This is a genomic window from Achromobacter sp. FW305-C-28 (assembly GCF_058783235.1).
Genome location: NZ_JBYSYL010000007.1, coordinates 326,504 through 336,544, shown reverse-complemented (window position 1 = coordinate 336,544; position 10,041 = coordinate 326,504). Strand labels below are relative to the sequence as shown.

The window sequence follows — 10,041 nt, the reverse complement described above, 5'->3', positions numbered from 1 at the left end:
CACCCCACTGTGCGTGATCATCGAGCCAGTCTCTGATCATCCACACGTTGCGCTTCTTCCAAGATTGGAGTTGTTGCCCTCAAAGCAACCACTCAACCAGTTACGCCTGACGACCATAGCAAGGTGGTACCACTCCTTCCCATCCCGAACAGGACAGTGAAACGCCTTTGCGCCGATGATAGTGGACGGACGTCTGTGAAAGTAGGTCATCGTCAGGCTTTTATTCCGCAAAACCCCATAGGCTCTCGCCTGTGGGGTTTTGTCTTTGTGGCGACGAAAACTTGGCAAGAGAAATTCCGAGTCGCGGCGCCACAAACGCGGCAATACAAAAAGCCCCTGGGCGGCTGCGCCGCCCAGGGGCTTTTGCGTGAGCATCGTGCATGGAATACGCTCAGGCCAGCGGTGTACCGGTGTAGTCTTGCCGGTCGATGCCGTGACGTTGGAGCTTGTCGTAGAACGTCTTGCGGGGAATGCCCAACGTTTCCAACGTGGCGCGTACATCGCCTTGATGGGCCGTGAGCGCTTCGCGGATGAGTTGGGCTTCGATGCGTTCCATCTTTTCGGGCAGTGTGCCAGGCGCCGTGTCCTGGACGGGGGCCGTGCTGGTGGGGGCATTGAGCACACCCAGGACGAAGCGTTCGGCAAAATGAGCCAGTTCACGGACATTGCCAGGCCAGTCGTGGCTCAACAGATGATGCTTGATGTCGGCCGGCATGTCGGGGATGTCGCGCTGGAAGCGGCGTGATGCATGGCCCAGATAGTGTGCGAACAGAAGCGGAATGTCTTCGCGACGTTCGCGCAGCGGCGGAATGCGGATGGTGACGACGTTCAAGCGATAGAACAGGTCTTCGCGGAATTTGGCGCGAATGGCTGGGCTGCCGAGATCTTCCTTGGTGGCGGCAACGACACGCAGATCCAGGTTGCGCACATCGTTGCTGCCCAGCGGCGTGATCTGCCGGGATTCCAGCACGCGCAACAGCTTGACCTGCACGGCAAGCGGCATGCTTTCGATTTCATCCAGGAACAGGGTGCCGCCGCTGGCATGCTCGATGCGGCCAATGCGCCGTTTTTGGGCGCCGGTGAACGCGCCGGCCTCATGACCGAACAATTCGCTTTCGATCACGCTTTCGGGCAAGGCGCCGCAATTGATGGCCACCAGCGCATGGTGGCGCCGGCGGCTCAAGCGGTGCAGTGCGGTGGCAACGACTTCCTTGCCGGTGCCGGTTTCGCCTTCTACCAGCACGTCCACGTCGGCATCGGCGATATGACGCAGCGTCTGCTTGATACGTTGCATGGCTGGCGTGGTGCCGATGAACGGCACTTCGTCGGCTTCCACGGCAAAGGCGGCCTCGCGCAGCCGCCGGTTTTCCAGCACCAGGTGGCGCTTTTCGGCGGCATGCGTGATGGCCGTGACCAGACGATCGGGCGGGTAAGGCTTGGCCAGGAAATCGTAGGCGCCGTCGCGCATGCATTGCACGGCGGTGGCGATGTCGCCGTGACCGGTGATGAGGATGACGGGAATTTCCGGATCGATGGCACGCAAGCGTTGGAACAGCTGCAGGCCGTCGATGTCGGGCATGCGGATGTCGGTAACGACCACGCCGTCGAAGTCGCGGTTCAGCGTCGGCAAGGCGCTGCGTGCGCTGGCGTGGGGCTCGACTGCAATGCCGTGCAGCTTCAGCGTCTGGACATTGGCACGCCGCAGGTCTTCGTCGTCGTCGATGAACGCGACGCGGGGTGCCGGCGGCTTGCCCGAGTTGCCTGTGAATGTGGGACCGGACGATGGCCCGCCGGGCGGCACGCCTGCGGCGGCTGTTGTCGTAGAGGGAGAGCCCGCCGGCAAAGCGCTGTCGGCGGCCGTCGGCTGGGAAGAAGAGGAATCAGGGGCGCGGGTCATGGATCGTGGGCGGCGACTTGCGCAGCGTGAGCGTGAACATCGCACCGCGGCCAGGGCCGTGGGGTGCGGGGAAAATGGCGTCTCCGGGGTGGGCGGCTCGCAGGTCGCCGCCGAATTCGGCGATGATGTCCCGCGAAATGACCAGGCCCAGCCCCAGGCCTTCGGCCTTGGTCGTATGAAAGGGGGTGAATAGCCGTGCGCTGGTTTCGGGTGACAGGCCAGGGCCGTTGTCATTGACGAACAGCTGCACCGAGGCGCCCATGTCCTGCATGGCGATGATGATGCGCCCGTCGGCCTGACCTTCCAGCGCGTCCATGCCGTTCTGCAACAGGTTCACCAGGACTTGCTCGAGACGAATGCGATTGGCCTGTACCCGGTAGTCGGGTTCGGTGGGCGGGCGTTGCAGTACGACGCCCTGGCGCCGGGCGCGGGGGCCGACCAGGAGCAGCGCGCCGTCCAGCGCTTCTTTGAGGCTGGTGGGGCCGACCGAGGCGCCCGCTTTGCGTGAAAAGGCCCGCAGCTCGCCAGTGATGTGGCCGATGCGCTCGGTGAGCGAAGCGATGGTGCCCAGGTTTTCTTGCACCGAGGCGGTGTCCTGGCGCCGCAGGAATTCAGCGGCGTTGTCGGCATAGGCGCGAATGGCGGCGACGGGTTGGTTGACTTCATGCGCCACGCCGGCGGCGACCTGGCCAAGCAGGGCCAGCTTGCTGGCCTGCACCAGTTCGTCTTGCATGGTGTGCAGCCGCGCTTCGGTGCGTTGGCGTTCGTCCATCTGCGTCAGCAGTTGCTGATTCACTTCGCGCAGTTGGGCGGTGCGTTCTTCGACCTGGGCGGCCAGTTGCGCTCGCACTGCCGCCTGTTGCGCGGTGCGTTCGCGGTTGCGGTGGCGACGATACAGGAAGATGCCGATCACGGCCGACAGCACCGCCTGGACGAGCAGGGCGCCGAGCTGGGCGTTGGCGGTGGCTCGGTTCAGGGCGGATTGCACGGGCGACAGCAGGTGCAGTGTCCAGCCCGGCGACTCGACAATGGGCAGCGTGGTGTGCAAGAGGGGCGCGCCTGCAGCAATCTGGGGCAGGGCTTCGTCTGCGCGCACCAGTTGGCCGCCGTTGACGGTTTTCAGTGGCGGACGCAGTGGCAGCGGCTGGAACATCGCGTCGCCGAATTGCAGGCTGGTACGCAATGTCTGGGCCATCTCGGGCGCCAAGGGCGACAGGACCCGGAAGCGCCAGTCGGACAGACTGCCCAGCAGCACCACACCATGCTCGTCGGTGACGAAGATCGGGGCGTTCGATTGCCGCCAATCGGCTTCGAGATCTCGGAAATCGACCTTCAGCACCACCACGCCCAGCATGGTGCCGTTGGTGTCGTCCACGCGTCGTGACAGATACAGGCCGGCCTCGTGGCTGATGGTGCCCAGCGCGAAATGCTCCGCGGAGCCATGCGCCACGGCGCCCTTGAAATAAGGGCGGAACTGGTAGTCGACCCCGACAAAGGTGGCGGGCTCGCGCCAGTTGCTGGCGGCGATGGCGTAGCCGCTCTGATCCAGAACGTAGATGGCCGATGCGCCGACGCCACGACTCAGCGCGTCGAGCTTTTCGTCCAGCGATTCGATCTGGGCGGGCGTGGGGTTCTGCAGCGTGGCGCGCAGGTCGACATCGCGGGTCAGCACGAACGGCAGGGCGCGGAATTTATCCAGGTTGTTGCGCAAGAGGGCGGCGTTGATCTGCCCAGCGCCGCGGGCTTGCAGCGCGGCTTCCTTCAGGGCGCCGTCACGCGCCCAGTCACTGGCGGCGTGCAGGGTGCCGAAGACAATGCCGACCGCAAGCAGGATCAAGAGTGCCCAAGACCAGGTAAGGCCACGCGGCCTGGCGGCCGCCTGCGCGCTGGCCGGGGGCAGGCCGTCCGATGACGGGTGGGCGGGGGCCCGGGGCGGTGATGGGTCGGGAGGCATAGGCTTGTGTGGTTTTCCGCACATTTTATCTGTTTTCTGTGTGGAATTTCGCCAAATTTGACGTGCCAGCGCTTCAGGAATGGAAAGAAAATAAGCAAAATCAATGGCTTGGGGGCGGATTCACGATTGGCGCCACCTGGCACGGCATTTGCATATACCTCAGTAAGCCTGGCGGCATTGCGCACCCGGGTGAAATGGCCTGCGGAGATACGCAAGGCTTTAAAAGAGATAACGCCCCGGCAGCCATTGCATCGCATCGCAAGGCGCTTGGGGCCCCTGGTGGGGACAAATCCCAATGATCGAAGTAGATCAAGTCGCGCCTGCGCGCAAGCTCAAGTTCTATCAAATCCTGTACGTGCAGGTGCTCTTCGCGATCGCGATCGGCATCTTGCTCGGCTACTTCAAGCCTGAACTCGGCGAGTCGATGCAGCCGCTGGGCGACGGGTTCATCAAGCTGGTCAAGATGATCATCGCACCGGTGATCTTCCTGACGGTCGCCACCGGCATCGCCGCGATGAGCGACCTGAAGAAGGTCGGCCGCGTGGCGGGCAAGGCCATGCTGTACTTCCTGGTGTTTTCGACCCTGGCCCTGATCGTGGGCATGGTGGTGAGCCACATCGTGCAGCCGGGCGCCGGCATGCACATCAATCCGGCCACGCTGGACCAGAAGGCGGTGTCGGGCTATGTCGCCAAGGCGCATGATTCGACGATCACCGGCTTTCTGCTGAACGTGATTCCCACCACGATCTTCAGCCCCTTCGTCGGCGGCGACATCCTGCAGGTGCTGTTCGTGGCCGTGCTGTTCGGCATCGCGCTGGCGCAGGTGGGCGAGCGCGGCAAACCCGTGCTGGATTTCCTGACGGCGCTGGCCCAGCCGATCTTCAAGCTGGTTGCCATCCTGATGAAGGCGGCCCCCATCGGCGCTTTCGGCGCCATGGCGTTCACCATCGGCAAGTACGGCATCAAGTCCATCATCAACCTGGCGATGCTGGTGGGCACGTTCTACGCGACGGCCGTGCTGTTCGTGGTGGTTGTGCTGGGTATGGTGGCTCGCTACAACGGCTTTTCCATCCTGAAGCTGGTGCGCTACATCCGTGAGGAACTGCTGCTGGTGCTGGGTACGAGCTCGTCGGAAGCGGCCCTGCCGACCCTGATGCAGAAGATGGAACGCGCCGGGTGTTCGAAGTCGGTGGTCGGCCTGGTCGTGCCTACCGGTTACTCGTTCAACCTGGATGGCACCAACATCTACATGACGATGGCAGCGCTGTTCATCGCCCAGGCCTGCGACATTCCGCTGTCGCTGGGTGACCAGATCCTGCTGCTGCTGGTGGCGATGCTGAGCTCGAAGGGCGCGGCAGGCGTGACCGGCGCGGGCTTCATCACGCTGGCCGCGACGCTGTCGGTGGTGCCGACGGTGCCGGTGGCCGGCATGGCCCTGATCCTGGGCGTGGACCGCTTCATGTCGGAATGCCGCGCGCTGACCAACCTGGTCGGCAACGCCACGGCCGCCGTCGTGGTGGCGCGCTGGGAAGGCGAGCTGGACAAGGACAAGCTGCATGCCGCGCTGGAAGGCGAGGCCCCCGCCGCGGCAGACCCTCAAGCGATTGCGCGCGTGTCGACCTCGCAAGGTTGAACGCCGCGACAAGTTGCACCTGGCGTTCAATGAGAGCGGCGGGGCAGCAAAGAAAAAGCCCCCGAGCCGACTGGCCGGGGGCTTTCTTCTTGCCGATCCGTGTCAGGGAATCTGGATCCCGGCGCTACGCAGCAGATTGGCGGTTTCGAACAGCGGCAGGCCCATGACGCCCGTGTAGCTGCCGTCGATACGCGAGATGAAGGTGCCGGCCAGGCCCTGGATGCCGTAGGCACCGGCCTTGCCAAAGGGTTCACCGCTGTCGCAATAGCGGCCGATTTCGTCCTGCGTCAGCGCGCGCATCCAGACGTGGGTAATGGACACGGCCTCCAGCAGGCGATCGCCCGTCCAGAGCGCGACGGCGGTATGTACCTGATGCGGGTTGCCGGACAGGGCGCCGAGGATGCGGATGGCATCGCCCCTGTCGGCCGGCTTGCCCAGCACCTGGCCGTCGAGGATCACGGTGGTGTCGGCAGCCAATAGCGGCAGGGCAGGCAGCGCCTGGGCGCCCAGCCAGTCGCGGCCGCGCAGGGCCTTGTCGCGAGCCGTGCGCTGGACGTAGTCGGCGGCGCTTTCGCCGTCATGCTGGGGTTCGTCTTCGCCGGGCGGCGCGGGCACGCGCAAGACCTCGTGGGCAAGGCCGATCTGCGTCAGCAGTTCGCGTCGCCGCGGACTGGCGGAAGCCAGATAGAGGCGAGCGGGCAGGGCGGGAGCGGATTCAGTCATACGGGGCCAGCTGAGGGGCTGCCACGCGCCTGGCTGGGACGCCGGGCGCGGATCAGGCGCGGTGATAGGGGTGGTTGGTCATGATGGCCCAGGCGCGGTAGAGCTGTTCGGCCAGCACCACGCGCACCATGGGATGCGGCAAGGTCAGGGAAGACAGCCGCAACTGGCCGCTGCACGAGGCCTTGAGGTCGGCATCCAGGCCATCGGGGCCGCCGACCAGGAAAGCCACGTCCTGGCCACCGGCTCGCCATTGTTCGAGCTTTTGCGACAGGGCCATGGTGGTCAGGTCGCGTCCGCGTTCGTCCAGCGCCAGGCGCAGGGCGCCGGCGGGCAGCGCGGCGTCGATGCGCTTGGCTTCGGCGGCCATCATCTGGGCGGGTGTCTTGCCGGTGGTGCGCGGTTCAGGCTTGATTTCGCGCAGTTCCAGCGCGCAATCGGGCGGCAGGCGCTTGGCGTAGTCGTCCCAGGCGGTCTGCACCCAGTCCGGCATGCGCGTGCCAACCGCGGCGACGATCAGTTTCACGCCGCGCCTTACTGGTCGGCGTCGTCGTAGGCGCCGTCGCTGACGATCGGCGCCGCCCGGGTGGATTCGGGCAGCAGTTTGACGCGTACCGGCTTGCCGCCCCAGATTTCTTCCAGGTTGTAGTACTGGCGGATGACGGGCTGCATGATGTGGACCACGAGGTCGCCCAAGTCGACGACGACCCATTCGCCGGTGTCCTCGCCTTCGATCGTGATGCCGGACAGGTCGAGTGCGCGGCCGCGATCCGCCACGCTGGAGGCCAGCGCACGGGTCTGGCGATTGGAGGTGGCGCTTGCAATCACGACGCGATCGAACAGGCTCGTCAGATGCGTGGTGTTGAAGACCTTGATGTCTTGCGCCTTGACGTCTTCGAGGGCGTCGATGACGGCGCGTTGGAGTTTCTGTATATCCATAGCTGCAAATATAACCCGCGCACGGACAGCAGGTGCCGGTTCCGTGGCGCTGTGCGCCCAGGCGGGTGAGGGTTTATCGGTAAAGATGGTGCGCCGCAATATACGCGGCGACGGGGCCGGCCAGGAGGCCATCGGTGGATTCGCCCTGCGCCAGGCGCTGGCGGATCTGCGAGGCCGACACCGGCATCGGGGCAAAAGGCAGTTCTTCGAGCGAGTGGCCCAGGCTGCCGAGCCAGGCGGCCAGATCGGCAGGCGGCGTCAGCGGCGTGCCGGGGCGCGTGGCCACGGCCAGGTCCACCAGGCGGGAGATTTCCTGCCAGTCGCGCCAGGTGCAGAAGTTGGCCAGTTGGTCGGCGCCGAGCAGCCAGACGTAACGAGCGTCGCCCGGCAGCGACCGCAGGGTGTCGATGGTGTAGGTGGCGCCGCCGCGTTCGAGCTCGATGGGGTTGACCACCAGCCCGTCGTGTCCGGCGATGGCCAGTTCGAGCATGTCGCGGCGCTGTGATTCGGTAGCGTGCAAGGCGGCCCGTTGCCACGGATTGGCCGCGGGGATGAGCTGCACCTGGGCCAGCCCCAGCGCGCGCAAGGCATTTTCGGCCAGGGCGATGTGCGCGACGTGGACGGGGTCGAAGCTGCCGCCCAGGAGTCCGATGCGCTTCACACCCAGTCCCGCGGGGTCAGATAGGCGGCCAGTTCGGATTCCGGGGTGCCGGGTTCCGGGTGCCAGTCGTAGCGCCATTGCGCCAGGGGCGGCATGGACAGCAGGATCGATTCGGTACGGCCGCCCGACTGTAGCCCGAACAAGGTGCCGCGGTCGAAGACCAGGTTGAATTCGACATAGCGGCCGCGCCGGTAGGCCTGGAAATCGCGTTCGCGTTCGCCGTAGGGCGTGTCGCGGCGACGTTCGACGATGGGCAGGTAACTGGCCAGGAAGGCGTCGCCCACCGAGCGGGTCAGGGCGAATGATGCGTCGAATCCCGGGGCGTTCAGGTCGTCGAAGAAAATGCCGCCGATGCCGCGGGTTTCGTTGCGGTGCTTGAGGAAGAAGTATTCATCGCACCAGCGCTTGTAGCGCGGGTAGTAGTCGGCACCGTGGCCGGCCAGGGCGTCGTGGCAGACCGTATGAAAGTGGCGCGCGTCTTCTTCGAACGGGTAGTAGGGCGTGAGGTCGATGCCGCCGCCAAACCAGAACACGTCGGCTTCGTCGTGGCCGGGGCGGGCCGCGGCCACGAACATACGCACGTTCATGTGCGTGGTGGGCACGTACGGATTGCGCGGATGCAGCACCATGGACACGCCCATGGCTTCCCAGCCGCGTCCGGCCAGCTCGGGACGATGGGCGCTGGCCGACGGCGGCAGCTTCGTGCCCTTGACGTGGCTGAACAGCACGCCCGCGCGTTCGAATAGCGCGCCGCCTTCGAGCAGCCGCGACAGGCCGCCACCGCCTTCGGCCCGAGTCCATTCGTCGGCGCGGAAGGCGCTGCCTTCCGCGGCCTCGAGGGCGGCGACGATGCGGGACTGCAGGCCGGTGAGGTAGTCGCGGACCGTGGCGACGGGCAATGCGTTCATCGGCGCTTTCCGGTTACGCGTTGGACTTGGGCTTCTGCTGGGACGGCTTCAGTGCGCGCCAGCCGATGTCGCTGCGGTACTGGCGGCCGTCGAAGTGGATGCCGTCGATGGCTTCGTATACGCGGTCGCGCGCCATTTTGACCGAGTCGCCCAGCGCGGTGACGCACAGCACGCGGCCACCGGTGGTCTTGGTGTCTTCGCCGTCCAGTTCGGTGGCGGCATGGAACACCATGCAGTCATCGGCGTCGGCCGGCAGGCCGCGGATGACGTCGCCGGTGCGCGGGGTGTTCGGGTAGTTGTGCGAGGCCAGCACCACGCCCAGGGCCGTGCGGCGGTCCCAGGTGATGTCGGCACGGTCCAGCGTGCCGTCCACGGCGTGCTCGAGCACGTCAAGCAGGTCGCTCTTGACGCGCATCATGATGGGCTGGGTTTCAGGGTCGCCCATGCGGCAGTTGAATTCCAGCGTCTTGATGTCGCGGTCGGGATCATCGCCCGGGGCGATCATCAGGCCGGCGTACAGGAAGCCCGTGTAGGGAATGCCGTCGCGCGTCATGCCCTGCACGGTCGGCAGGATGATTTCACGCATGATGCGATGGTGCAGTTCGGGGGTGACGATGGGGGCGGGCGAATAGGCGCCCATGCCGCCGGTGTTCGGGCCCTGGTCGCCATCCTGCAGGCGCTTGTGGTCCTGGCTGGTGGCCAGCGCCAGCACATTGCGGCCGTCGCACATGACGATGAAGCTGGCTTCTTCGCCCACCAGGCATTCTTCGATGACGACGCGTGCGCCGGCGGCGCCCATGGAGCCATCGCCCAGCATGGCGTCGACGGCGGCATGCGCCTCTTCGAGAGTGGCGGCGACCACCACGCCCTTGCCGGCGGCCAGGCCGTCGGCCTTGATGACGATGGGGGCGCCTTCCTGGTCAATGTAGGCGTGGGCCAGGGCCGGGTCGGTGAAGGTCTCGTAGCGCGCGGTGGGGATGTTGTGCCGGACCATGAAGGCCTTGGCGTAATCCTTGGAGCTTTCCAGCTGCGCGGCGGCCTTGGTCGGGCCGAAGATCTTCAGGCCACGGGCGCGGAAGACGTCCACGACTCCGGCGGCCAGCGGCGCTTCCGGGCCGACGACCGTCAGGGCGATGCCTTCGCGCTGGACGAAATCGGCCAGTTCTTCGGCGTTGGTGAACGGGATGTTCTCCATTTGCTCGGCCCGTTGCGTGCCGCCGTTGCCCGGGGCGACGTACACCTTGTGTACGCGCGGGGAGCGGGCCAGTCGCCAGGCCAGGGCATGTTCGCGGCCGCCAGAGCCAATTACCAGGAGTTTCATGTTGCGTG

Annotated in this window: 10 protein-coding genes and 1 rRNA gene; 3 read left to right on the top strand and 8 right to left on the bottom strand. The window is 65.7% G+C overall.

The window, feature by feature from the left end; translation table 11 throughout:
• The first annotated feature begins 105 nt into the window (after positions 1-105).
• Positions 106-218, top strand: a 5S ribosomal RNA gene (gene rrf / locus AC3WMR_RS19355).
• A gap of 173 nt (positions 219-391) precedes the next feature.
• Here rrf and AC3WMR_RS19350 read toward each other — a convergent pair.
• A complete protein-coding gene (locus tag AC3WMR_RS19350) occupies positions 392-1,897 on the bottom strand; it encodes a sigma-54-dependent transcriptional regulator (protein WP_492266311.1) in 1,506 nt (501 codons plus the stop codon).
• Positions 1,881-3,851 carry a sensor histidine kinase gene (locus AC3WMR_RS19345; RefSeq protein WP_492266312.1) on the bottom strand — a complete coding sequence of 657 codons (1,971 nt, stop codon included), beginning with the start codon at positions 3,849-3,851 and terminating at the stop codon, positions 1,881-1,883. Before AC3WMR_RS19345 ends, AC3WMR_RS19350 begins: the two co-directional genes overlap by 17 nt.
• Positions 3,852-3,859: 8 nt before the next feature.
• Here AC3WMR_RS19345 and AC3WMR_RS19340 point away from each other — a divergent pair, with 8 nt between their 5' ends.
• Together AC3WMR_RS19340 and AC3WMR_RS19335 are read left to right on the top strand one after the other, a co-directional pair.
• Positions 3,860-4,150 carry a hypothetical protein gene (locus AC3WMR_RS19340; RefSeq protein WP_492266313.1) on the top strand — a complete coding sequence of 97 codons (291 nt, stop codon included), beginning with the start codon at positions 3,860-3,862 and terminating at the stop codon, positions 4,148-4,150.
• Complete coding sequence (locus tag AC3WMR_RS19335; RefSeq protein ID WP_492266314.1) at positions 4,147-5,484, top strand: dicarboxylate/amino acid:cation symporter; 1,338 nt, start codon at positions 4,147-4,149, stop codon at positions 5,482-5,484. Before AC3WMR_RS19340 ends, AC3WMR_RS19335 begins: the two co-directional genes overlap by 4 nt.
• A gap of 102 nt (positions 5,485-5,586) precedes the next feature.
• Here AC3WMR_RS19335 and AC3WMR_RS19330 read toward each other — a convergent pair whose 3' ends face one another.
• The 6 genes from AC3WMR_RS19330 to purD all read right to left on the bottom strand — a co-directional run bounded on the left by AC3WMR_RS19330 (position 5,587) and on the right by purD (position 10,033).
• The gene (locus tag AC3WMR_RS19330; RefSeq protein WP_492266315.1) at positions 5,587-6,207 is read right to left on the bottom strand and encodes a Maf family protein; all 621 of its coding nucleotides are present in this window, start codon (positions 6,205-6,207) and stop codon (positions 5,587-5,589) included.
• Positions 6,208-6,259: 52 nt separating this feature from the next.
• Positions 6,260-6,730, bottom strand: coding sequence for a 23S rRNA (pseudouridine(1915)-N(3))-methyltransferase RlmH (gene rlmH, locus AC3WMR_RS19325; RefSeq protein ID WP_025135153.1), 471 nt, complete (start codon positions 6,728-6,730; stop codon positions 6,260-6,262).
• 8 nt (positions 6,731-6,738) lie between these two features.
• Entirely contained in the window at positions 6,739-7,143 is a 405-nt protein-coding gene (rsfS, locus tag AC3WMR_RS19320; RefSeq protein ID WP_029953358.1) for a ribosome silencing factor, read from the bottom strand.
• Positions 7,144-7,216: 73 nt separating this feature from the next.
• Entirely contained in the window at positions 7,217-7,804 is a 588-nt protein-coding gene (gene nadD / locus AC3WMR_RS19315) for a nicotinate (nicotinamide) nucleotide adenylyltransferase (protein ID WP_492266316.1), read from the bottom strand.
• Entirely contained in the window at positions 7,801-8,712 is a 912-nt protein-coding gene (hemF, locus tag AC3WMR_RS19310; RefSeq protein ID WP_492266317.1) for an oxygen-dependent coproporphyrinogen oxidase, read from the bottom strand. Before hemF ends, nadD begins: the two co-directional genes overlap by 4 nt.
• Before the next feature lie 13 nt (positions 8,713-8,725).
• The gene (gene purD / locus AC3WMR_RS19305) at positions 8,726-10,033 is read right to left on the bottom strand and encodes a phosphoribosylamine--glycine ligase (protein WP_175192673.1); all 1,308 of its coding nucleotides are present in this window, start codon (positions 10,031-10,033) and stop codon (positions 8,726-8,728) included.
• Positions 10,034-10,041: the final 8 nt, after the last annotated feature.